The sequence below is a fragment of the Arthrobacter sp. 10N44_2 genome (genome assembly GCF_056394385.1).
Map to the genome: position 1 here is coordinate 71,997 of NZ_JBFTHT010000008.1, position 22,848 is coordinate 94,844.

Below are 22,848 nucleotides of genomic sequence, written 5' to 3' on the forward strand. Positions count from 1 at the left end.
CCTTGATTCAGACGCCGGAACACCTCGAGAGGCCGGCCAGCAGCAGATGGAGCCGACGATGACAGCAGAACAGATCCTGGAAGGGATCGAGTTCGCCTGCCCCGGGGGCGCCGAACCCCTGCTGCTGGACGTCTACCTCCCCGCCGCCGAAGAACACCCCGCCGAAGGGCCGGCCCCGAAACTGTTCCCCGCCATCGTGCACTTCCACGGCGGCGGCTGGCGGACGGGGGAGCGATCCTCCCTCGGCCCGGTCCTGGACGGCTTCGGCTTCAGCCCGTTCCGGCGGCTCACGGACGCAGGCTTCGTAGTGGTCTCCGCGGACTACCGGCTCAGTACGGCCGCCCGGTTCCCGGCGCAGCTGGAGGACGCGAAGGCCGCCGTGGACTGGCTTCGGAGCCATGCGGCGGAGTTCCGCGTGGATCCTGACCGGATCTTCGCGTGGGGCGACTCCGCGGGCGGGCATCTCGCCAGCCTCGTGGGGCTCACTCCTGGCGACACCGGCGCCGCCGCGGTCGCTGCCGTGGCAGCCTGGTACGCGCCCGCGGACCTGGCCACGATGGCCGAACAAAGCCTGCCCAACGCCGTCGCCCGCGCCGACGACCCCGCCTCACGCGAAGAACTGCTCATCGGAGCGGTGCTGGCCGAGGCCCCCGGCAAGGCCGCTGCCGCCAGCCCCATGGGCCATGTGACCACGGCGGCGCCGCCCTTCCTCCTGGTCCACGGGACCGCCGACCGCTTCGTCCCGCCGGCCCAGTCGACGTCCCTCGCGGCGGCGCTGGAAGCCGCCGGTACCGACGTCGAACTGCTCCTGATCGAGGACGCGGACCACATGTGGGTACTGCCCGATCACAGCCAGGCGGCCGCGCAGAAGGCCATGGATGCCACCGTCGACTTCTTCCTCCGCCAGGCCCACCTACCCTGACAGACCCGTCCCAGCGAAGCCAGTGCAGGCCTCGGCCTGACCAGGGCAGCTTTGCCGTGCCAATTTTCCACAATCACCACTTCCCTCACCGCGCTCGTCCGGGCGGAACCTGAAAGGCCCTTCACATGCAGTACATCGGCATCACCCACGACGGCGCGGCCTGGGTTGCGGCCCTGGCCGACAGCCGGGTCTACCCACTGGCTCCGGTCCAGGATTTCTGGGCGGATGCCGCCGGCTGGCAGGAAAAGTCCCTGTCCCTAACGGCCGGCGGCGCGTCGCTGAACCGGGCGGACGTCACCGAAGTCCCGCTGGTCCCGCCCACCGCCCGCGTGATCTGCGTGGGATTGAACTACCGCGCCCACGCCGCCGAGGGTTCCTTCTCCGTGCCCGAATACCCCACGCTGTTCGGCCGGTGGACCGCGTCCCTTTCGGTCGGCAATGTCCCCGCGCCCGTGCCCGCCGGCGAGGCCGGGCTGGACTGGGAAGGCGAAGTCGCCGCCTACGTGGGCCGGCGGGTCGAATCCGCGGACGAGGCCACCGCCGCGGAAGCCGTCTTCGGCTACTCCACCTTCAACGACCTCACCGCGCGGCGGGCCCAAAAGCTCACCGTCCAATGGACCCTGGGAAAGAACGGCGACTTCAGCGGCCCCCTCGGCCCGCTGGTCAGCCGCGACGAGGCCGGGGACCTACGCGAGGGATTGCAGGTCCGGACCCGTGTCAACGGCACCGAGGTCCAGAACGGCAACACCCGGGACATGATCTTCTCCGTCCCGGCCATCATCGCCCTGATCAGCCAGACGATGACCCTGCATCCCGGTGACGTCATTGCCACGGGAACCCCGGAGGGGGTCGGCTACGTCCGGACCCCGCCGTGGCTCCTGCAGCCCGGCGACACGGTCGAAGTGGAAATCGACACCCTGGGAACGCTCACCACGCCCGTGGGCGGCCCGTCTCTGCGGGCACGGGCCTGATGACGGCCGTCAACAACGCGGCCCTCGGCGACCTGCCGGAGCGGGTGCCGGTGCTGATCGCCGGCGGAGGACCCAGCGGGCTGTTCCTGGCCCTGGACCTGGCGCACCGCGGCATCCGCAGTCTCGTCATCGAGCCGAGGACCACCATTGACCAGGACCGGCCGCGCGCCAAGACCACGAACGCCCGCACCATGACGCACCTGCGCCGGCTCGGGCTTGCCGACAAACTCCGCGACGCCGCGCCGCTGCCGGTCGCCTACGCCCAGGACGTCATATTCTGCTCCGCCCTCACCGGCCACGAAGTCACCCGGTTCCGTCAAGCCTTCCAGCTCGTCCCGGGCCGGTATGGCCCCCAGCCGGAATGCGGGCAGCAGGTCCCGCAGCCCGTCATGGAGGCCGTGCTCCGGGAGGCCGCCGCCGAATCCCCGCTCATCACGCTGCTGACCGGCCTGAGCGTGGAAGACCTGGACATCAGCCAGTGCGGCGGCACGCCGGGCCCGGGCCGGCCGCGCTTCGGCTCGCGCGTGGCGGTGTCCGACGCAACCGGGCGGCGCAAGGCCGTGGACTGCAGCTTCGTCGCCGCGGCCGACGGCGGTTCCTCCACCGTGCGCCGCCGGCTGAACATCCGCCTCGCCGGGGGCTCCGCCGAGCTCTCCAACATCAGTGTCCTGTTCCGTTCCGACACCCTCGCCGCCGCGATCACCCTGGACCCGGCCGTCCAGTACTGGGTCCTGGGACCCGAGGTTTCGGGCATGGTGGGGCGGCTGGACCTCGGCAGCACCTGGTGGGCCATCATCCAGGGCGTGGACGGCAGCGCATCACCCGACGCCGGACGCCTGGTCCGTTCGCTCGTCGGGGCCGACGTCGACGTCGAGGTCATCGCCACCGACCCCTGGACGGCCCGCATGTTGCTCGCCCCGGGATACGGGCACGACGGCGTGTTCCTGATCGGGGACGCGGCGCACCTGAATCCGCCCTGGGGCGGGCACGGGTTCAACACATGCATCGGCGACGCCGCCAACCTGGCCTGGAAGATCGCCGCCGCCCTGGCGGGCTGGGCTGGCCCGGCCCTGCCCGGCAGCTACGAGCTGGAGCGCCGGCCCGTCGCGGCCCGGACCATCCGCGACGCCGCCGCCAACGGGAAGTCGCTGGCCTACCACTTCGCGGACCCGGCCCTGGGCCGGGCGGATGCGGACGGCGAGGCAGCCCGGCGGGTCGCCAAGGAGGCGCTGGCCGTCAAACAAAGCGAGTTCGACTCGCTGGGACTGGTGCTGGGCTACACGTACGGCTCCTCGCCTCTGGTGGTCCCGGATGGACTGCCCGTCCCCGCCGAGGACCCCGTCAGCTACGTCCCCTCCGCCAGCCCGGGATCGCTGCTGCCGCACGCCTGGCTCGACGCGACAACGTCGCTCTATGACCTGCTGGACACCGGCTTCGCCCTCCTGGTGGACCGCGACAGCCTGGGCGGCGCGGCCGCCGGACAGGCCTACGCGGCGGTCCTGGCCGCCGCCGCGATCCACAAAATCCCGCTGTCCGTCGTCGACGTCGGACCCGATCAGCACGGAACCCCGATGACCACGCACTGGCAGGCCGCCGCGGTGCTGGTCCGCCCGGACCAGCACGTCGCCTGGCGGGGGACCGACCCCGCGGGGGCCGCCGCGGCCATTGGCGTGGCCGCCGGCTGGCCGCTGGCAACACCATCCGAAGACCCCGACAGGAGAACACGTGTCCGTGCCGTCCTTCCGTGACTATCTCTACCCGCCCGACCATCCGCGGGTGGCGCAGATCCGTGGCCTGGATGCCCGCGGCTATGCCGAGGCGGCAAAGACCGATCCCTTCGCGGGTCCCATGATCCAGGGCTGGGCCGCCCAATACCCCGAGCCTTTCACCGGGGTGACCAGTGACGGTGTCCACCGGGCCGGGCTGTACCCCCTTGCGCCGGCGCCGTCGGGGGAGGAGGCGCCGGCGGCCGCCATGACAGCCGCCGCCCGGGACCTGCTGGCACGACTCACGCCGGCCCAGGCCGAACAGCTCCGCTACGGGGTGGACGCGCACGAATGGCAGAGCTGGGCCAACCCGGAATTCCTGCAACATGACACGGGCCTGCGCCTGGACGAGCTGGACCAGGACGTGCGCGAACAGATCCTGGCTATCGTGGCGGCGAGCCTGAGTCCGGCCGGCTACGGGCTGGTCCGGAACCTGATGCGGATCAATGGATTCCTGGGCGGCCTGGTGGAGCTGCCGGAGCTGATGAACGAGTTCAGCTACAACTTCGCGCTCTACGGTGACCCGTCGGAGACGGCCCCGTGGGGCTGGCAGCTCTTCGGCCACCACGTGGCGCTCAACGTCCTGGTGGCCGGAACCCAGCTGGTGGTCTCGCCGGTGTTCCTCGGCGCCGAACCGGACGTCATCGACGCCGGCCCGCACCAGGGGGTGGCCGTTTTCAAGGAGCGGATCGGCCTGGCGCGGCGCCTCATGCAATCCCTGCCCGGGCCACTGCGGGATGAGGCCACGCTTTTCGCGGACATGCAGGACCCGGCCATGCCGGAGGGCAGGCTGCACCCCGGGGACGAACGGCACCTGGCCGGCTGCTTCCAGGACAACCGCGTGATTCCCTACGAGGGCATCCCGGTCAACGCGATGCCCGCCGCGGCACGCGCGATCCTGGACGAGCTCGTGGCAGACTTCATCGCGTTCCTCCCCGACGGGCCGCGGACCGCCCGCCGGCGGGAGATCGCGGCCCACTGGGACGAAACCTGGTTCTGCTGGATCGGCGGATGGGAGGCGCAGGACGCCTTCTACTTCCGGCTGCAAAGCCCCGTGCTGGTCATGGAACTGGACCACCACACAGGCGTCTTCCTCAGCAATGACACTCCGGCCCCGTTCCACATGCACACGGTGCTGCGCACCCCGAACGGCAACGACTACGGGCGCGAGCTGGTGCGCCAGGCTCTGCACGCATCATGAACCGCTGACAAGCCGTCCACCGACGCGAAAGGCCCGGAACCCTCCGAAAGGGTTCCGGGCTATTCGCGTGGGACCTGCAGCCGGACCGGAAAACCGGGTCAGATGCCCAGGTCCGCCTAGATGTCCAGCGCAGCCCTGCGCTGCGGCGGGGGACCCACCACGGTCAGGTCCATCTCGGCCTGGGCCCGGCCGAAGCCCTCCATGTCCATGTAGGGCTCGCCGCCCTCGGTGTACATGTAGTCCTCCGTGGGCTTGTTGAAGTACTCGAAGAAGCCGTTGAAGACCGACGGCGTCAGGAACCCGACCATCTGGGTGTTGTGGGAATCGAAGGCGAAGGAGTGGATGGTCCCGGCCGGGGCGTGGAGGAAGTCGCCCTTGGTGAGCAGCACTTCGCGGCCGTTGGCGTAGATCCACATCCGGCCCTCGGTGCAGAGGAAGTTTTCCGTGTGCTGTTCGTGGAAGTGCAGCGGAATGTAGGGGGACTTGGCGCCCTTGGTGTGGACGGCGAAGTAGTTCGATCCCGTGTTCGCCGGCCGGGACAGGTAAGTGAACATGGTCTGGTAGCTGACCATCCGCTCGCCCTCGCCGGCACTGAGGAAGTACGGGCTCTGGGCCGCCGGCAGCCCGGCGTCCTGCCGGAAAGACGGTGCCACGCGTTCGACGTCGGGGAACGTCATGCCGAATTCGGCGCCCACCGCCGCGCACTCCTGCAGGCTGGGCTTCCGGCCCGGGGTGACAGGCGGGACGTGCGAATCGATGGGTGTGCCGACGCGTTCGTAGTAGGCCTCGGCGCCGCCCGGGGTCATCCAGTTCAGGAACCGGGTGTAGTGGCTTGCCATCCGGTACGCGTGCGGGGTTCCCGGCGGGATCACCACGGAATCCCCGGGAGTCAGGATGCGGCTTTCGCCCGGCAGCCAGACGTGCAGGATGCCGTCGAAGACATACAGCGTTTTGTGTTCCACCGCGTGGCTCACAAACGGCGATTCGGCCCCCATGCCGCCGGAGATGTAGGCGGCGCTGAAAATGCCGCCGGTGTCCGCCGCACGGGCGATCACCGTGACCAGCTGGCCGTTGATCTCATAGCGGGCGCCTTCGCCCGACGCCATGTAGTACGGGACGGCGTCGCCCGGCAGCACATTCGCCAACGGGAGCTCTTTGTTCATTTCCTCAACGCTGAGGGACATCGCATCCTTCTTTCCTGTCTGTGGAGCGCGGGCTGCCCCCAAGACTGCCCCTGATTCTCCGCCGCTGCGACTTCCATTTCCAATGGATGAAACACTTCTGCCCGTCGCTCCGGGCTGTTGGGCGCCGGGAAGCCGTTGGCGGCGGCCTGCGGGGCGGTCACGGGTAGGCGCCCGCCGCCTTTCGCCGATACGGTCCAAAGTCCCTGTTTTGGTGTCAGTGCTCCCGGTTAGTCTTGCGTGAGGCGCATGGCGGTCCGTAATGCGAGCCGGTGCGCCTCCAGCCAAGAACAATGGGGGGTACGTTGTCCAACGATTCAGTCATGACCTGGTTTCCCGGCGACGCAGGCCGCACCGCGGCAGCCGAGCCTTCAGAGCGGAGCGAGGCCGTCGCCCCCTCCTGGGACCGCGTCATCCCGCAAGGGTCTCCCGGCGCCAGCCGCGGTGACTACTGCCGCGACCATTGGCCGCCCCTGTAGGGGTACCGCGGAGGCCGCAGTGTTCCTGCCCGCGGCGGACCCAGACGGCGGTTGCCCGCGCACGGCTGTTGGGTTCTATTTACCTGGGATTTACGTGACTTGCCTTGTGGGCGTTCCACGGCCGCAGCGAGACTTTAATGACGGGCTGACATCATCCGTTCAGCCTCAGGGACAAACCAAACCAGCGGGCAGCAGCGACGCCTTCCCCTTCACCCCGTGGCAATGATGTCCGGACGGGGAGCCCGCGAATCGGGAGGATCGCCATGGCCGGCACATTTGAACTCTTCGTTGACGCCGATGCCTGCTTCAGGTTTCGGCTCAGGGCACCGGACGGGGCAGTACTGGCCGTGTCAAAGGGCTTCGCGGACAAGCCTGCAGCGGTTGCCGGCATCACCGCGGTGCGCGAGTATGCCGGCATGGGGCTGATCAGTGATCTGTGCCCGGAGCCGCCGGCGAGTCCGGCGGCACCGCGGCCGAGAAGCACTCCGACTCCGGTGCCCGGCGTCGACCGGCGCGTGCACGACAACGACCTCCGGATCCGCGCCCGCGCCCTCCGCCGCCCGGCGCACGGGCCGGGCGCGGTAGGCGTCGGCTGATCCGGCAGGGCCCACGGCGACCCGGCCGCGGCAAACGGCCCAGGCGGACGTTGGGTGGCCAGGGGCGCCGCTACGGGTCCATTCCGGCGTGCACCGGAACGAATTCGATCTTGTTCGCGGGCTGAACCGTTTTCCTGGGCGCCCGCGAGAACCCCTTGGCATCCAGGTGGTTCTGCGCCCGGTACTCCGCCAGGGCCTCGTCGTAGATGCCGTTGAGCCGGTGCCCGGAATAGACGTGTTCTGAGCCATCGGTGAACGTGATGCTGATGAGCGACTTTTCCGGGAAGTGCCGGTTCATGCGGATGAACCCCTCGGCGTCTTGCTTGAGATTGATCATGTGGTTCCCACTTTCGTGATCGAGTTGATCCAGTCTCCCGCCTTCGCTGTGACTAAACCAACCGGCCAGGACCAGCCGGCTTCCTCCAGCGGGCCAGGCCACCCTGCTCGATGGGGATTAGGCCGTGCCCCTATTGGGGGGCATACGCGTCCACCGCTTGCTGCAGCACGGGGCTGAAGCGGTCCCAGGAATCGGCCGGCGTGGCCACAACCAGGACGCTGCTTCCCCGGGTTCCTGCAACGAGGCAGGCTATTTCACGGTATTTGTGGGCACCGATCCGCGTTACATAGGTGTCTTCCACGCAGGAACCGTTGCCTCCCCGGAACCCCATTCCGGCGCGGTACTGCAGCCGGCTCGCGGATGCGGCGTTCTCGCCCGTGAGATGGGCCAGCCGGAATTCGGGCCAATTAGCCAGCGACTCGTCGCCCTGCTGCGGCGTGGCGTTGAGATAGATCTGGAGGTCCCCGTCGGGGGCGGTGACGGTCGCGGACACGCTCCCGGGGTCGCCCGGCACGGGAGCGGCATCAGGTGGGATGGCCAGCACGGCTGTGGTGTCCGGAAGCTCCAGCGGCTGCCATCCTGCCGGGGCCGGTCCGGCACGGAACCACGCGAACGGGGTGGGGCCGGAGGCAGGCGCCGCCGGCTGGTTCCCGGCCGGACTGCCGCACGCGCTGAGGGCCAAAGCCGCTAGCGCCGCCGGCACCCCGAACAGGAGCCCCCTGCCGGGGCCCGGCCCAAGCGCCCCGTGGCTGCTACCTGTTGCCGTCACCGTCGTCCGGTCCTCCGTTGTTGTCGGCATCATGATCGTTTCCGGCAGGCACCCGGGCGGGCGGCGGAACCATGGGCCGCGGCGCCGGTGGAACGACGCGCCGCGGGGCGGGCGCCGGCGGCCGGATCATGGGCGCCGGGGCGGGCGGGGCAGCGTACCGTGGCGGAGCCGGCACAACGGGCGGGGCAACCGTCGACGGCGGAGCCAGCACAACGGGCGGGGCAACCGTCGACGGCGGAGCCGCGTTGCCGGCTGGGTCCTTGGGCGACGGCGTGGGGGTCCCCGTCGCAGGAACTGACGGGACTGTGTAGGGGGCCGGTGCAGGCGTCGCTGTGCGCCCGGCGAAGCAGGCCCCCAGCAGCAGGATGGCGCCCAACGCCGCGGCGGCAGTCGCCGGGCGAAGAATCTTCATTGTGCTCTCCTTTGGGATGGCCGGCCAGGGGCGGCCGGACCTGTCCCTACAACGGTTCCGGCAGCCTGCAGGTTCAACGCGGGCTGCGGCCATCGACCGCGCCGGGCGTAAGTGAACTGTTTGCCGCCCGGCGTCGTCCTACCTCCAAGGAGGCGGAAATGTCCGATCAGGAGGCCGAGTTACTGCGATCGCTGCAGGAGGCTTACGGCCCGGCGCTATGGCGGTTCGTCATGGGGATGACCCGTGACAGCGCCCTGGCGGATGACGTCGTGCAGGAGACGCTGATCCGCGCGTGGAAACACCCGGCGATTCTGCGGCGCCCGGAGACGGCGGTGCGGGCCTGGCTTTACACGGTTGCCCGCAACCTCGTCATTGATGACCGGCGCAGCGCCCGGCGCCGGCACGAAACGGGAACCGATCAGCTGCCTGAGATTCCGGAGGCGGACCGGGTCGACAGGATCCTGGACGGGTGGCTTGTCTCGGATGCGCTCGCCGGGCTGTCCGCCGAGCACCGGGCCGTCGTCATTCATTCGTACTATTTGCGGGAGACGACCGCCGAGATCGCGCAAAATCTTCAACTGGCCGAGGGAACGGTGAAGTCGCGCCTGCACTACGCGCTGAGGGCGATGCGGCTGGCCCTGCAGGAGGGAGGCGTGACGCCATGAACCAGAACGGAACCGATGAGTACCGCCGCTGGGATGCCGCGTACGTGCTGGGTTCCCTCATCTCCTCGGAGCGGCGCGAGTTCGAGGAGCACTTGTCCGGCTGCGCGGGCTGCAGGGCCGCCGTCGCCGACCTTGCCGGACTGCCGTCGCTGCTGGCAGCACTCTCACCCGAGGAAGCCCAGTCCCTCGGGCGGACGGACGGCGAACGGCGGACGCCGACGTTGCAGCCCGGGCTGGCGCATAAGGTCCAGCGCGGCCGCCGGCGCACCCGCCTGGCTGTCGCCGGGATCATGCTGGGCGCCGCTGCCGCCGCAGGCGCGGTTTACGTTGAGGTCACGGCCTCCCCGCCCCCGGCTGCCCAGATCCAGGCCGCATCCGCGACGGCCCTGGACTTCACGCCGGTCGCCGACAGCGCCATGGTGGCCACCGGATCCCTGACCACGCAGCCGTGGGGAACGCAGATCGACTGGCAGTGCACGTACACGCCGTCCCCGGCCGACTACGCTCTGCCGGGTGGTCTCCGCGCGCCGGAAGAGTACGGATTGGTGGTTGTCGACTCCCGCGGCGCCACGACCCAGGTGGCCACCTGGACAGCAACGCCGGGGACAGTGGCGACGCCGACGGCCACCACGGTTGTCCCGAGAGCCGATATCCGCAGCATTGAAATCCGCGCCGTCGCGAGCGGCAAGACGCTGCTGGCCGCGCGCCCGTAGCGCCGGCACAGCGGCGCGGCGCCGGATGGATGGCCAGGACTCCATTGCAGGGACAATGGAGGCGTGACTTCCGCGACCGCACCCCTGGACCCAGCCTGCGCGAAGGGCCTCTTCGACCTCGGCGCCATCGGGGCTGGCCTGGCCTTTGCGGAATCGCTGGGAGCCCTCGCGGCGGCACTGCAAGCCGGTGGTGCGGGGGCGTCCGCGGTGGTGCAGGCGCCTCCTGGCACAGGCAAGACGACACTGGTGCCGCCGCTGCTCGCCAACATCTCCGCCGGCGGGAGGGGCGGGCGCCCGCGGATCGTCGTCACCCAGCCGCGCCGCGTCGCTGCCCGTGCGGCCGCCCGGCGCCTGGCCGCCCTGGACGGCACCCGGCTCGGCGACCGCGTGGGCTACACGGTCCGCGGGGAACGCCAGACCGGCCCGGGTACCGTGATCGAGTTCGTTACCCCCGGCATCCTCTTGCGCCGCCTCCTCGCTGACCCGGGGCTCGAGGGCACGGACGCCGTGATCCTCGATGAGGTCCACGAACGCGGGCTGGAGACCGACCTCCTCGTTGGCATGCTCGCCGAAGTCCGCCAGTTGCGCGGCGACCTCGCCCTCGTCGCCATGTCGGCCACCCTCGATGCCCCCCGCTTCGCCGCCTTGATTGGAGACGCACCGATCGGTGCGGCGGCGGACGGAATTGACGACGGCGGCGGCCCGGCACCGGTCATCGACTGTCCGTCCGTGCTGTTTCCGCTGGACGTGGAATGGGCCCCCGCGCCGGCGCCGCGGCTGGATGAGCGGGGCGTGGCCCGGGCCTTCCTGGACCATGTGGCCGACACGGCAGCGGCCGGGCACGCGGCCGCGTTGGCTGGCGGACGGGATCTGGACGCCCTGGTGTTTGTTCCCGGCGCCTGGGAGGTTTCCTACGTGGCTGCGCGGCTCCGCGGCCGGATCCGCGCCGAGGTTCTTGAACTCCACGGCCAGGCCCCGCCGGCGGAGCAGGACCGCGCCGTCTCCGGGCGTGAGCCCGGCGGGGCTGCCCGGATCATCGTTTCCACCGCACTCGCCGAGTCCTCCCTCACTGTTCCGGGCGTCCGGCTGGTCATCGATTCCGGGCTGTCCCGCGAGCCGCGGCGCGACGCCAGCCGCGGAATGTCCGGACTCGTGACGGTGTCCTGCTCCCGGGCGTCCGCGGACCAGCGCGCCGGCCGTGCCGCACGCCAGGGCCCGGGCACGGTGATCCGCTGCTATGACCAGCGGGCCTTTGGCGCTGCGCCGGCGCACCCGACGCCGGAGATCGCGGCAGCTGACCTGACCGGCGCCGCCCTGGTCCTGGCCTGCTGGGGATCCCCAGGCGGCCGGGGACTGGCGCTGCCGGACGCGCCGCCCCGGGCCGCGATGGACGAGGCCGTCGAAGTGCTTCGGGAACTCGGCGCCGTCACCGCGGAGGGTCACGCAACCGAGGTGGGCAAGACCCTGGCCCGGGTCCCGACTGATCCCCGGCTGGCCCGCGCCCTGCTGGACGGCGCCGCGACGGTGGGCTACCGCACGGCGGCCGAGGCCGTTGCCCTGGTCTCGGGGGACCAGCGCGCACCGGGCGCAGACCTCACCAGGCTGCTTGCCGCGCTGCGGACGGGCCGGGATCCCGGATCCCGGCGCTGGTCGGAGGACGTCCGGCGGATGGAGTCAATCGCCCGGCAGGAATCCACCGGTGGCGGGCATCAGAAGCCATCCGGCGCCGCGCCGGTTGCGTCTGCTGGGGCCGTTGGTGCCGCGGAGGCGGTCGGGTTCGTCGTCGCCCTGGCTTTCCCGGACCGGGTGGCGCGCCGCGTTCCGGGCCAGGGGCCGGCGCAATACCTGCTGACCTCCGGAACGCGGGCCGGGTTGCCGGCCGGCAGCGCCCTGTCCGGGCACGAATGGCTGGGAGTGGCCGAAGTGTCCCGCGCACAAGGGCGCGACGCCGCGGGGACCGGTGCCGTCATCCGCTCTGCGGCGCCGCTGACGGCGGACACGGCAGAGGCCGCCGCCGGCAACCTCCTGAGCGACACGCTGCAGGCACGGTTTAGCCAGGGCCGGGTCTCGGCCCGGCGGGAGCGCCGCCTGGGCGCGATCGTGCTCTCGTCCACCCCGGTGCGGCCTCCTGCGGAGGAGGGCCGCGCAGCCGTGGCCCGCGCCCTGGCCAGCGAGGGGCTGGCCACCATCGGATGGTCGAACGCGGCGGACGGCTTGCGCCGCCGTCTTGCCCTGCTGCACCGGGAGCTGGGCGGGGCATGGCCCGACGTTTCCGAACCGGCGTTGCTGGCCCGGCTTCAGGACTGGCTGGCCCCGGAGCTCGCGGCGTTGGCCGGCGGGGCGTCGACGGGCGGGATCGACCTCGCCGGCCCGCTGAGCCGGCTGCTGCCGTGGCCCGAGGCGGCCCGGCTGGGCGAACTGGCACCCGAGTCGCTGGCGGTCCCCAGCGGATCCCGGATCCGGATCGATTACCCGGACGCGGCAGACGCCACCGGCCGGCCCGTAGTGGCCGTCAAGCTGCAGGAGTGCTTTGGCTGGGCCGAGACGCCGCGGCTGGCCGACGGGCGCGTGCCGGTGCTGTTCCATCTGCTCTCGCCGGCCCGCCGGCCCCTGGCCGTGACAGACGATCTCGCATCCTTCTGGTCCGGGCCCTACGCCCAGGTCCGGGCCGAAATGCGCGGCCGCTATCCGCGGCATCCGTGGCCTGAAGACCCATGGACCGCACCCGCGACAGCCCGGACCAAGCCGCGGAACTGACGCCGGACCAGCAGCCCGGCGCTGCCAACTGACCACTCGCGCCGCCCGGGCAACAGGGGCATGATGAAGGAGCACGACACCGGCGGGCCTCCCGGCCCGCGGGACGCCGGGCAAACAGGCCGGTCAAACGGGCGGGTCAAACCTGCCCGTCAAACAAAAATCAGCCACGCGATGAAGAGTGATGGCCATGCACCTTGCGTTCGTCTCCATTCCCGCCTACGGACACGTGAACCCGACCCTGCCGCTGGTGGCGGAGCTCGTGGCCCGGGGGCACAGGGTCACATATTTCACGTCCGCCGACTTCGGACCGCTGATCCGCAAGGCCGGCGCGGACTTTCACGCGTCCGGCGGGAACTGGATGGCATCGCTGCCCGCCCTGGGGCCCGGGCAGCGGGCACAGGCGCACCTGATGCTGCCGATCATGCACCGCGTGTTCGAGGACCTCAGAACCAGCTTTCCGGCGTTGGTCGATCAACTCCGCCAGGACCCGCCGGACGCTATCTGCTTTGACGCGATGACGCTTAGCGGCAGCATGACGGCGGAAAAGATCGGTGCCCCGGCCATTGCCCTCATGCCCACCTATGCCACCAACGAGCACTTCTCGCTGAGATCGCTGATGCCTGCCCCGCCACCGGACGGCGCCGATGAGATGGCCAAGGTTGCGCTGGCCATGGGCCGATTGCTGGCGGAGTTCGCGGCCGGGCAGGGCGTGCGGACACCGCGGATGTTCGATGGTCCGCCTGCGCCGTTCAACATCGTGTTCCTACCCCGCGAATTCCAGCCCATGGGGGCGACCTTCGATGACCGGTTCCGGTTTGTGGGTCCCAGCGTCGGCGGCCGGGATACCGACGGCGAATGGGAGCGTGAGGGAACGGGACCGCTGTTGTTTATTTCGCTGGGCACCACCCCGCTGAACCGCCGGCCGGACTTCTTCCGGATGTGCCTTGATGCCTTCGGCGGAAGCGAGTGGAACGTCGCGATGGCCGTTGGGGACCAGACCAGCCTGGCCGATCTCGGCACGATTGCGCCGAACGTCCGGGTCCGGCCGTTCTTCCCGCAATTGCAGGTATTGCGCCGGACCGCCGTCTTCATCACCCACGCCGGCATGAATTCGACCATGGAAGCGCTGTATTACGCCGTCCCAATGGTGGCCGTGCCCCAGCAGCCGGAACAGGCGGCCACCGCCCGCCGGCTGGAAGAACTGGGTCTGGGCAGGCGCCTTGCTCCGGAGGATGTCGGGTCCGACGCGCTCCGGGCCGCGGTCACCGCGGTCCATACGGACGAGCAGGTCCGGCGCAACCTGGCCGCGATGCGCGATGTTGTCCGCAGCGCGGGAGGGGCCGTGGCTGCCGCCGACGCCATCGAGGCGCGTGTGCAGCACGGGGCGGGCCGGTTCGGCGACGTCGGCTAGGCCGGGCCGTGATGCCAGACCGGTCAGGGGAGCGCGGCCGCGGGAATATCGCCGTGTGTTTTCAGGAAGTCGGCGACCGTCGCCGCCAGTGACGCCCCCGCCTCGTCGGCACTGCGCTTCGCGCCGGCAACGGCAAAGGAGTGGTCCCCGCCCTCGCGCCACTCCACCGTCGCGGGCGGCCCGATTTTGGCCGCCACGGCCTCGAGCAGTTCCGGGGTGGCGAACGTGTCCCGCGTGCCCTGCAGGAACAGCATCGGCAGCGTCAGCCCGTAGAGGTGCTCGTCGCGGAGCTTTTCCGGTTTCCCCGGCGGGTGCAGCGGGTAGCCCAGATAGACCAACCCGGCGGCAGGCATGCCTTCCGCGACGGCCATTGAGGCCATGCGTCCGCCGAACGATTTCCCGGCGGCCCACAACGGCCGGCCCGCGGAACGGGACGCGGCTGCGGCCATGGCCGCCCGCCAGGTGGCGATGGCAGCCGGCGGCCGGTCCGGGAATTTTCGTCCTGCCTCGCGGTAGGGGAAGTTGAAGCGCAGGGTGGCGACGCCGAGTTCGTTCAGGGCGCGGGTGAAGCCCACAAGGAACGGATGGTCCATTCCCGCCCCGGCGCCGTGGGCAACAACCAGGGTTGCGAAGGAGTCCTCGGGCCCGGCAAATACGCCCGACACTGCGGCGTCGCCGACTTCAAGGGTGATCGGGAACTCAGGCGTTGTCATGTGTCCATCATGCCGGGTGGACGGCTGTTCCGCTCTTCAACTGTCCACGCCGCCGGGGTAGGTTGTCCCCATGGCCAAGGAAGAAGTCCACCTCACCGTCAGCGGTCCGCACGGCGACCGGGAGTTGCGGGTGTCCAGCCCGGCGAGGGTTCTCTGGCCCGGCCCGGGACTGACCAAGCTGGACCTGGCCCGGTACCTGGTGGACGTCGGGGACGCCTTCCTGGCCGCGAACGGGGACCGGCCGGTAACGCTCCAGCGGTTCAAGGACACGGTGGACGGCGAGCAATTCTTCTCCAAGAACCCGCCCAAGGGTGCCCCGGACTTCATCCGCGCGGTCGACGTCGTCTATCCAAGCGGACGCACGCATCCCCAGCTGGTCATTGACGAAATCGCCGCCGCGGTGTGGGCGGTGCAGATGAATACGGTGGTCTTCCACCCCTGGGCCTCCCGGGCCGGCAAACCGGATTATCCGGACGAGTTGCGGATCGACCTCGACCCGCAGCCCGGTACCGGGTTCGTCGATGCCGTTCCGGTTGCACGCGAGTTGCGGCGCGTACTCGCGGAGGCCGGGCTGGAGGCCTTCATCAAGACCTCGGGCAACCGGGGGCTTCACGTCTTTGCCCCGATCGGGCCGACCCGGGAGTTCCTGGACGTGCGCCACGCCGTCATCGCGGCAGCCCGCGAACTCGAGCGTCGGATGCCCGCGCAAGTCACCACCGCGTGGTGGAAAGAGGAACGCGGCGCCCGCATCTTCGTCGACTTCAACCAGGCGAACCGCGACCGCACGATCGCGGGGGCCTACAGCCCGCGCGCACTCGCCAACGCGACGGTGTCGTGCCCGATCCGCTGGGAAGAGCTCGGGTCCGTCGACCCGGCTGATTTCACGATCGCCACCGTTCCGGAGCGGCTCAAAGTTTCCGGCGATCCGTGGGAGGGCATGCACGCAGGCGGCGCCGGCTCCGTCGATCTTTTGCTGGAATGGTGGAACAGAGACCTCGAAGCCGGGCTGGGGGAGCTGCCGTTCCCGCCGGACTTCCCGAAGATGCCGGGGGAACCGCCGCGGGTGCAGCCGAGCCGGGCGCGCAACAGCGGCTGAGGCTGCCCGCGCGGACGGGCAACACCCGCCGGCCCATCCGTGGCCGCTCCTGCATCGAATTACCGGCATGAGCAAGTCGGAGAAGAAGAACCTGCGGTATTGCGACTACTACTGCTTCATGTCGCTGAAGGACTTCGCGGCCTGGGTCGACGCCGACGACGACCGGGAACCCGCCATGTCCTACGCCGGGACCCCTACCAGGTAAGTTCCTGGGCCTTTATTACGTAGTGGCCGTCCCGCTCGGTGAACGTGGCCCGGTACCCGCGTTTGACCCCGTTAACCACCATCTGGCAATCCGTATGCGTGTTGACCTTGATATCCGGGAAGTTCTTGCACTCCACTTCGGAAATCGTGACACCAGGGTCCGTGGGTTTGGCGCGGGCCTTGATCCGCTCGGCCAGAACCTTGCCGCTGGTCTGCGGATCGAAGACCACCACCGACGGCGGGGCCGTCGCCGTCACCGTGGTTGTGGGGCCCGGTATGGCCGGGGGAGCGCCGCAACCCGTCATCAGGAGCGCCGCGCCCAGGCTTGCTGCACATGCAGTTCTGAATAAGTTCATCGTCGATCAAGTCCGTCCGACGCCCGACCACAGGGCTGCCCGAGACCCAGGCTGCCAGACCCAACGATGCCCGGACGGGCTTGGGGAATCCTTGGCCCTGCGGCCGCGGTGCTAGCGGTGGGAACGGACAGTGCGAAGAATGCCGCGGATCGAAACGCCAACGGCGCACACCAGAGGGGCCAGCGCCACCAGAAGGACGACGGTGTTGGGCCGGAACGTCATGCGGCCCGAGGAGCCCTTGGCGTAGACGCCCAGGGGCAAGACGAAGCCGCCGCCCCCGCCTCCACTTCCGCCGCTGCCGGGCTGGGCGTCTTCCGGGCTGCTGCCTCCGCCGAAGCCGAAGGACACCACCGCTACCGGGACGATCTCTTCTCCTGCGATGTTCACGGCGGGCCCGTAGGCCCGGGACACACCGACATTCTTGAACGTGTCCACGAGGGACGAGAAAGACTCAGACATAGGACACACCATAGGCAACAGCACCCCCACGCGCCAGAGGCGTCCGCCGCTGATGCTTTGGGCAGGCGTGGTGTGCAGGGAAGAGGGGAGGGGGCGGGGAAAGGAATCGGAACCAAAGCTCTGGTTGCCGGGCGTGTCATGCCCTTAGATTTGGAACTGGCGGGCTCAGCCCGCAGCACCGGAGACGAGGCACTGGAATTGAGGCACTGGACATGACGGCATCCACGAATGCGGCTTCACGGCTGGCCGACGCGCTGGCGATCATCCTTGGCACCGACGGCATCCCCCTGCGGCTGAAGGCCTGGGACGGCTCGGAAGCGGGACCGGAAGACGCTCCAGTCGTCGTTTTCCGGTCCCGGCGGGCACTTCGACGGATGCTGTGGTCCCCGGGGCAGCTTGGACTGAGCCGCGCCTACGTGGCCGGCGATATCGAGGCACCAGACGACATCTTCGCCGCCTTCGCGGCCATCAGTGCGGCGGGAAAGTTCGCCGAGCCCGGCCCGTTCCGGCCGCCGACGCCCGGCGAGGTGTTCGCGCTGGTCAAAACAGCCGTCCGGCTCGGCGCGCTCGGGACGAACCCGGCGCCGCCGCCGGAGGAAGCGCGCGTGAGCCGGCACGGGCGGCGGCATTCCATGGGGCGCGATGCCGCGGCCATTTCCCACCATTATGACGTCGGGAACGACTTTTACGCCCTCGTCCTGGGCCCTTCCATGGTGTATTCGTGCGCGGTCTGGGAGTCGGACGAGACCGTGCTTGACGCCGCCCAGAGCGCCAAGCTCGATCTGGTCTGCCGCAAGTTGGGGCTCCAGCCGGGCATGCGGGTGCTGGATGTGGGATGCGGTTGGGGCAGCCTGGCGCTGCATGCCGCGCAACACTATGGGGCCGACGTCGTCGGGGTGACGCTCTCGGTCGAACAGGCGGCCCTGGCCCGTAAGCGGGCGGCGGACGCCGGACTCACGGACCGGGTGGACATCCGGGTGCAGGACTACCGCGACGTGGACGACGGGCCGTTCGACGCGATCAGCTCCATCGGCATGTCAGAGCATGTAGGGCGCGAGCAGATCCAGCACTATTCTTCCCACCTGCAGGGCCTGCTCCGCCCGGGAGGACGGCTGCTCAACCACGCGATTTCCTGGAACGCCGGCGCGACCCCGCCGGACCCTGACTCCTTCATTCCCCGTTATGTCTTTCCGGACGGTGAGATGCTCAGCCTCTCGGAGATGGTCGCGGCACTCGAATCGGCGGGCCTGGAGATCATGGACGTCGAGGCGTTGCGGCCCCACTATGCCCTGACGCTCAGGGCGTGGGTGCGGAACCTGGAGGAGCACTGGGACGAGGCCGTGCGTTTGGCCGGGCTGGGAAGGGCCCGGGTGTGGCGGCTCTACATGGCCGCGAGCGCACTCGGCTTCGAGGCTGGCATCACGGGCGTGAACCAGATCCTGGTCCAGCGCCCGGGCGGCGCGGAACCCCCATTGCGCCGTTCGGCCTGGATGTGAGGCCCGGTCCTGGACGTTCAGGCCGTGTGCCGAAGGCTGACCCGCGGACCGCACGAAGCTAGGCTGTCATCATGAGCAATACCGAAGTCGCGCCCCAGGAAATCCTCTGCGAAACGGACAGGACCTGCGCCGGCGTCGAACTCCTGGTTCCGCGGCAGGTCCCGCTGGGCGGCCCGCGCGCGATGGATGTGCGGCGCACCCTTCCGCAGCGCCAGCGCAGCCTCATTGGGGCGTGGTGCTTCCTGGACCACTACGGCCCGGACCAGGTCGGCGATTCCGGCGGCATGAAAGTCCCGCGCCACCCGCACACCGGTCTTCAAACCGTCAGCTGGCTGTTCACAGGCGAAATCGAGCACCGGGATTCGGCCGGCTTCCACGCAGCGGTGCGGCCCGGTGAAGTGAACCTCATGACCGCCGGCCGCGGCATCAGCCATTCGGAATTTTCCACCCCGGACACCACCGTCCTGCACGGGGCGCAGCTGTGGGTGGCGCTGCCGGACACGGCACGCCACATGGCGCCCACCTTTGAGCACTACCGTCCGGAGCCGGTCAGCGGAAACGGCTGGACCATGCGCGTCTTCCTGGGCGCACTCGCCGGGTCCGTCTCGCCCGTCACCACCCACACGCCCCTGCTCGGTGCCGAGCTCCTGCTCGAAGCGGGGACGGAGCTGACGCTCGCAACAGATGCGTCCTTCGAACACGGCCTGCTCGTGGACTCGGGCAACCTTGCCCTGGACGGGCAGCCGGTCCCGACGGACAACCTCGCGTACCTGCCCGTCGGCCACGGGTCCCTGACCCTGGTCGCGGGCAGCGAGGGAGCCCGCGTTCTCCTCATTGGCGGAGAGCCGCTGGGCGAAAAAATCGTGATGTGGTGGAACTTCGTCGGCCGCAGCCATGAGGAGATCGTCGCGTACAGGGACCAGTGGCAGTCCGAGATCGGCGCGGACGCCGGCACTGCGGACTCCGGCACTGAGGACGCCGGCACTGCGGACGCCGGCGCGGACGCCGGCGGGCGAGCATCCGACCTGCGGTTCGGCCCGTTCCCGCCCGGCGGCCCCGCCGCTCTCCCTGCCCCGGCCCTGCCGAATGCCCGCATCCGGCCCCGCGGCTGACCTGTTCATTCCGGCAGGCCCATACTGGCAAGCCCAGCCAGCCCTGCACCCGTAAGCCCGACTGCCGGGCCAATCCGGCCCGCTCAAGGAGACCATATTGACCACGATCACCATCAGTAACAACCCGCAGCGCAGCCGTTTCGAAGTGCTCGACGCCGGCACCGTGATCGGCCAGGCCGCTTACGTGGACGACGTCGGGGCGGGCCAGCGGATTTTCTACCACACGGAGATCAACGAGGAATATGGCGGCCGCGGGCTGGCCGGGGTGCTGGCCGCGCAGGCACTCGATGAGACTATCGCCGCGGGCCTCACGATCGTTCCGGTGTGTCCCTACATCAAGAAGTACTTGGGCAAGCACCCGGGCTACGCGGCCCACGTGGTACCGCCGGCCCCGGCGCATCTGCGGTTCCTGAGCGCCTCGCTGGCCCAACGCGTCCGGCAGTAGCCGCTCCGGGACACACCTGCGCCTCTGGACTCACGTGTGTGCGATGAACCGCTCCACACGCCGGTCCGGGATGAGCCAGATCGCGGCGACCACCGAATAGGCGGCGATCCCCAAGAGCGGGTTCACCAGGCTGAGCCCCATCCCGGCGATGTAGAGCGCCGGCGATCCCTTGCCCTTCCAGTCCTGCCCCATGGCCCGGTCCAGCGCGCCGCCGCGTCCCTGCTGGCGGATCAGGGTTGTTTTCAGGATGTAGTAGGCAATGGCGGCGAACAGCAGGTCCAGCCCATAGACGAGGACGGGTACCTCCGCCAGGCCCGTGTCATTTATCCACCGGGTGGTGAAGGGGATGAGGGAGAGCCAGAATAGCAGATGCAGGTTTGCCCAGAGCACCCCACCGTTGATCCGCCCGGCCAGATGCAGCATGTGGTGGTGGTTGTTCCAGTAGATCCCGACATAGATGAAGCTCAGCAGGTAGCTGAGCAGCGTTGGAAGCTCGTGAAGCAGGGCCGGCCAGGTCGGTTCGGCGGGGACGTGAAGCTCCAGCACCATGATGGTGATGACGATCGCCAGCACGCCGTCGCTGAACGCCTCCAGCCGGTTCTTGTTCATGGGCCGCCTTTAGTCAGGGCATCGTGGCAGATGCAACGAGGAACTGCCGACGCCGTGACGTGCGGTTCGTAAGTAAGGGTACTAGTCCGGGGTCCCTGCTTCGAGTTCTTCCTCCGCCATTTCGAGGGCAAAGCCCAGCGCCTGGACGAGATTGGTGGTCGCCGCCACGATCCGGGGAGTGCCGACGATGGGTGCAACGGCGATCAGGATGCCCCGGACATCCTCCAAGGTGATGCCGACGTCTACGGCGGTACCGGCGTTGAACAGGTAGGAGGCGCCCGGGGCGTCGACTGCCGCGAGCGCCGCAATCCGGGCCAGCATCAGTTCGCGAGGCTCAAGGGTGGAGCGTTCGAGCGAAACGGCGGTGATGTCGGCGAGGACGGCGAGAACAGGTGCTTCTTCTTCGGCCATGGTTATGTCTCCATCTGGTTTCAGTGTTGTGCGCCGAGTGACGCGACGTGAGCGGATCGGCCCGACTCGTCATGAACGTAACCCGCCACGACCAGGGGTGGCATCACCCGAACCGCATGAATCGATGGGTCAGTCGCCCGGCTGCGGAACAGATGGCGTTTTGAGCCTGCGCTGCGGGATCCATCAGCGATGCGTTGACGATGGGCCGGTTCGGGGCCAGAATCGCAGTAGCTTGAGCCGAGACGCAGTGGCGCGCTCGGCGGGGACTGACCCAGGCAAGCAGTGCCGGTGGCGGTTCCGGACCTAACAGGGAGGTCGCCGATCATGGCCGAGACCAAAAAAGTCAAGCATCCGAGTGTCGAGGAGCGTGCTGCGAAGGGCAAGGGCCGCCGGGAAAAAACGCCCGTCTCCAGCCACACAGGCTGGGTTCCCGCGCCCGACCGCCCGGATCCGGTCGCGCTGCTCGAGGAACAGAACCTCACCCGCGAACAAGACCTCGTGCCGGTGCGGCACGGCCGGATGCTGGTCTCACCGTTCACGTTTTACCGGGGCGCCGCCAAGATCATGGCAACCGATCTGAAAGACACCCCCCGGGCCGGCCTGGTATCCCAACTGTGCGGCGACGCCCATCTTTCCAACTTTGGAGTCTTCGCCTCACCAGAGCGAACCCTGTTGTTCGATCTCAACGATTTCGACGAAACACTTCCCGGCCCATTTGAGTACGACGTCAAACGCATGGCCGCGAGCTTCACTATCGCGGCCCGCAACAACGCGTTCACCAAGGAAGAAACGCGCGACGCGACACTCACCGCCGTTCGGGCTTACCGCGAGGCGATGGCAGAGTTCGCACAGATGGGCACCCTGGACATCTGGTACGCCCGTCTGTCCGAGGAACAGCTGATGGAAACCATTGAGCTGGCCGTGGCAACCCAAAAGGGCAAGGCCCTCAAGAAGGCAGCCCACGGCATGGAAAAGACGGCGAAACAGAACGTCGCCAAGGCCCACACCCGCGACAGCCTGCAGGCACTCTCCAAGCTCGCCGAGCGGGTGGACGGGGAGTACCGGATCGTCAGCCAGCCGCCGATCGTCATTCCCTCACGGGAGCTGGGGGAATCATTCGGCATGTCTGCGGATGGGATTCAGAAAGCGGTTCGTGAGCAGCTCCGTTCCTACCGGGCCACGCTGCCAGACGACCGACGAATCTTGCTGGAGCGCTTCGAGGTCATCGATGTCGCCCGCAAGGTGGTGGGCGTCGGCAGCGTCGGCACACGGGCGTTCATCGCCTTGCTCCAGGGCCGCGATGAGCAGGATCCGCTGTTTCTGCAGGTCAAGGAGGCCACAAGGTCAGTGCTCGAGGACCACCTGCCGAAGAGCAAGTTCAAGCAGCCGGGCGAGCGCGTGGTGCAGGGCCAGCGGATGATGCAGGCCGCGAGCGACATCTTCCTGGGGTGGACCAAGGGCGTGCAGGACAACCGGTACCTCTACTGGCGCCAACTGCGTGACATGAAGGGCTCAGCCATTGTGGAAGGCATGAAACCGCTCGGCATGGGTTTCTACGCCAACGCCTGCGGCTGGACCCTCGCCCGTGCCCACGCCCGGTCAGGGGACCCGATCGCAATCGCCACTTACTTGGGCAAGAGCGACAAGTTCGAACGCTCCATCACCGACTTCTCCGAGCGGTACGCGGACCAGAACGAAAAGGACTACCAGGCCTTCGCCGACGCGGTTCGCTCAGGGCGGCTGGAAGCTACTGAGGGCCTCTGATCG

Annotated in this window: 24 protein-coding genes; 16 read left to right on the forward strand and 8 right to left on the reverse strand. The window is 69.2% G+C overall.

The features are described 5' to 3' along the window. Positions 1-58 precede the first annotated feature (58 nt). From AC1DBX_RS10735 to AC1DBX_RS10750, 4 genes are all read left to right on the forward strand, one after another. Positions 59-922 carry an alpha/beta hydrolase fold domain-containing protein gene (locus tag AC1DBX_RS10735; RefSeq protein ID WP_476858654.1) on the forward strand — a complete coding sequence of 288 codons (864 nt, stop codon included), beginning with the start codon at positions 59-61 and terminating at the stop codon, positions 920-922. Positions 923-1,047: 125 nt separating this feature from the next. Then, positions 1,048-1,893, forward strand: a complete 846-nt coding sequence (locus AC1DBX_RS10740; RefSeq protein WP_476858653.1) for a fumarylacetoacetate hydrolase family protein — start codon at positions 1,048-1,050, stop codon at positions 1,891-1,893. Beyond that, the gene (locus AC1DBX_RS10745; RefSeq protein ID WP_476931725.1) at positions 1,893-3,641 is read left to right on the forward strand and encodes an FAD-dependent monooxygenase; all 1,749 of its coding nucleotides are present in this window, start codon (positions 1,893-1,895) and stop codon (positions 3,639-3,641) included. Before AC1DBX_RS10740 ends, AC1DBX_RS10745 begins: the two co-directional genes overlap by 1 nt. Continuing rightward, positions 3,619-4,860, forward strand: a complete 1,242-nt coding sequence (locus tag AC1DBX_RS10750; protein WP_476931726.1) for a DUF3500 domain-containing protein — start codon at positions 3,619-3,621, stop codon at positions 4,858-4,860. The genes AC1DBX_RS10745 and AC1DBX_RS10750 overlap by 23 nt, the downstream gene beginning before the upstream one ends. A 116-nt stretch (positions 4,861-4,976) precedes the next feature. Here AC1DBX_RS10750 and AC1DBX_RS10755 read toward each other — a convergent pair whose 3' ends face one another. Next, positions 4,977-6,044, reverse strand: a complete 1,068-nt coding sequence (locus AC1DBX_RS10755) for a quercetin 2,3-dioxygenase (RefSeq protein ID WP_476849554.1) — start codon at positions 6,042-6,044, stop codon at positions 4,977-4,979. A gap of 320 nt (positions 6,045-6,364) precedes the next feature. On the opposite strand from AC1DBX_RS10755, the gene AC1DBX_RS10760 reads away from it, so the two are divergent. Both AC1DBX_RS10760 and AC1DBX_RS10765 read left to right on the forward strand, forming a co-directional pair. Then, positions 6,365-6,520 carry a hypothetical protein gene (locus tag AC1DBX_RS10760; RefSeq protein ID WP_476849555.1) on the forward strand — a complete coding sequence of 52 codons (156 nt, stop codon included), beginning with the start codon at positions 6,365-6,367 and terminating at the stop codon, positions 6,518-6,520. 263 nt (positions 6,521-6,783) lie between these two features. Next, entirely contained in the window at positions 6,784-7,116 is a 333-nt protein-coding gene (locus AC1DBX_RS10765) for a YegP family protein (protein WP_028276773.1), read from the forward strand. A gap of 70 nt (positions 7,117-7,186) precedes the next feature. On the opposite strand, the gene AC1DBX_RS10770 is transcribed toward AC1DBX_RS10765, so the two are convergent. Then, positions 7,187-7,453: a hypothetical protein gene (locus tag AC1DBX_RS10770; RefSeq protein WP_476849557.1), complete on the reverse strand. Its 267-nt coding sequence runs from the start codon at positions 7,451-7,453 to the stop codon at positions 7,187-7,189. Positions 7,454-7,583: 130 nt separating this feature from the next. Further along, positions 7,584-8,255, reverse strand: a complete 672-nt coding sequence (locus tag AC1DBX_RS10775) for a hypothetical protein (protein ID WP_476931727.1) — start codon at positions 8,253-8,255, stop codon at positions 7,584-7,586. 537 nt (positions 8,256-8,792) lie between these two features. Between AC1DBX_RS10775 and AC1DBX_RS10780 the strand changes: the two genes are divergently transcribed. The 4 genes from AC1DBX_RS10780 to AC1DBX_RS10795 all read left to right on the forward strand — a co-directional run bounded on the left by AC1DBX_RS10780 (position 8,793) and on the right by AC1DBX_RS10795 (position 14,180). Continuing rightward, positions 8,793-9,299: a sigma-70 family RNA polymerase sigma factor gene (locus AC1DBX_RS10780; RefSeq protein ID WP_230011359.1), complete on the forward strand. Its 507-nt coding sequence runs from the start codon at positions 8,793-8,795 to the stop codon at positions 9,297-9,299. Beyond that, positions 9,296-10,012 carry an anti-sigma factor family protein gene (locus tag AC1DBX_RS10785; protein WP_230011360.1) on the forward strand — a complete coding sequence of 239 codons (717 nt, stop codon included), beginning with the start codon at positions 9,296-9,298 and terminating at the stop codon, positions 10,010-10,012. Before AC1DBX_RS10780 ends, AC1DBX_RS10785 begins: the two co-directional genes overlap by 4 nt. A gap of 63 nt (positions 10,013-10,075) precedes the next feature. Then, entirely contained in the window at positions 10,076-12,769 is a 2,694-nt protein-coding gene (gene hrpB, locus AC1DBX_RS10790; protein ID WP_476931728.1) for an ATP-dependent helicase HrpB, read from the forward strand. Positions 12,770-12,956: 187 nt separating this feature from the next. Then, positions 12,957-14,180, forward strand: a complete 1,224-nt coding sequence (locus AC1DBX_RS10795; RefSeq protein ID WP_476931729.1) for a macrolide family glycosyltransferase — start codon at positions 12,957-12,959, stop codon at positions 14,178-14,180. A gap of 23 nt (positions 14,181-14,203) precedes the next feature. On the opposite strand, the gene AC1DBX_RS10800 is transcribed toward AC1DBX_RS10795, so the two are convergent. Then, positions 14,204-14,893: an alpha/beta hydrolase family protein gene (locus tag AC1DBX_RS10800; protein ID WP_476931730.1), complete on the reverse strand. Its 690-nt coding sequence runs from the start codon at positions 14,891-14,893 to the stop codon at positions 14,204-14,206. 70 nt (positions 14,894-14,963) lie between these two features. Here AC1DBX_RS10800 and ligD point away from each other — a divergent pair, with 70 nt between their 5' ends. Both ligD and AC1DBX_RS10810 read left to right on the forward strand, forming a co-directional pair. After that, positions 14,964-15,989: a non-homologous end-joining DNA ligase gene (gene ligD, locus AC1DBX_RS10805; protein ID WP_476931731.1), complete on the forward strand. Its 1,026-nt coding sequence runs from the start codon at positions 14,964-14,966 to the stop codon at positions 15,987-15,989. Between the two features lie 67 nt (positions 15,990-16,056). After that, entirely contained in the window at positions 16,057-16,194 is a 138-nt protein-coding gene (locus tag AC1DBX_RS10810; protein WP_164468558.1) for a hypothetical protein, read from the forward strand. Here the strand turns inward: AC1DBX_RS10810 and AC1DBX_RS10815 are convergent. Together AC1DBX_RS10815 and AC1DBX_RS10820 are read right to left on the reverse strand one after the other, a co-directional pair. Continuing rightward, positions 16,184-16,450: a hypothetical protein gene (locus tag AC1DBX_RS10815; protein ID WP_476849564.1), complete on the reverse strand. Its 267-nt coding sequence runs from the start codon at positions 16,448-16,450 to the stop codon at positions 16,184-16,186. The genes AC1DBX_RS10810 and AC1DBX_RS10815 overlap by 11 nt on opposite strands. A gap of 210 nt (positions 16,451-16,660) precedes the next feature. After that, positions 16,661-17,008 carry a hypothetical protein gene (locus AC1DBX_RS10820; RefSeq protein ID WP_043436051.1) on the reverse strand — a complete coding sequence of 116 codons (348 nt, stop codon included), beginning with the start codon at positions 17,006-17,008 and terminating at the stop codon, positions 16,661-16,663. Positions 17,009-17,220: 212 nt separating this feature from the next. Here AC1DBX_RS10820 and AC1DBX_RS10825 point away from each other — a divergent pair, with 212 nt between their 5' ends. From AC1DBX_RS10825 to AC1DBX_RS10835, 3 genes are all read left to right on the forward strand, one after another. Next, positions 17,221-18,504, forward strand: a complete 1,284-nt coding sequence (locus tag AC1DBX_RS10825; RefSeq protein ID WP_476931732.1) for a class I SAM-dependent methyltransferase — start codon at positions 17,221-17,223, stop codon at positions 18,502-18,504. A gap of 71 nt (positions 18,505-18,575) precedes the next feature. Continuing rightward, positions 18,576-19,616, forward strand: coding sequence for a pirin family protein (locus tag AC1DBX_RS10830; RefSeq protein WP_476931733.1), 1,041 nt, complete (start codon positions 18,576-18,578; stop codon positions 19,614-19,616). 97 nt (positions 19,617-19,713) lie between these two features. Then, entirely contained in the window at positions 19,714-20,061 is a 348-nt protein-coding gene (locus AC1DBX_RS10835; protein ID WP_476872601.1) for a GNAT family N-acetyltransferase, read from the forward strand. 30 nt (positions 20,062-20,091) lie between these two features. Here AC1DBX_RS10835 and AC1DBX_RS10840 read toward each other — a convergent pair whose 3' ends face one another. Continuing rightward, positions 20,092-20,670 carry a TMEM175 family protein gene (locus AC1DBX_RS10840; RefSeq protein WP_028276784.1) on the reverse strand — a complete coding sequence of 193 codons (579 nt, stop codon included), beginning with the start codon at positions 20,668-20,670 and terminating at the stop codon, positions 20,092-20,094. 81 nt (positions 20,671-20,751) lie between these two features. Next, complete coding sequence (locus AC1DBX_RS10845) at positions 20,752-21,081, reverse strand: carboxymuconolactone decarboxylase (RefSeq protein ID WP_476849568.1); 330 nt, start codon at positions 21,079-21,081, stop codon at positions 20,752-20,754. A gap of 324 nt (positions 21,082-21,405) precedes the next feature. On the opposite strand from AC1DBX_RS10845, the gene AC1DBX_RS10850 reads away from it, so the two are divergent. After that, positions 21,406-22,845: a DUF2252 domain-containing protein gene (locus tag AC1DBX_RS10850; RefSeq protein WP_476931734.1), complete on the forward strand. Its 1,440-nt coding sequence runs from the start codon at positions 21,406-21,408 to the stop codon at positions 22,843-22,845. Positions 22,846-22,848 lie beyond the last annotated feature (3 nt).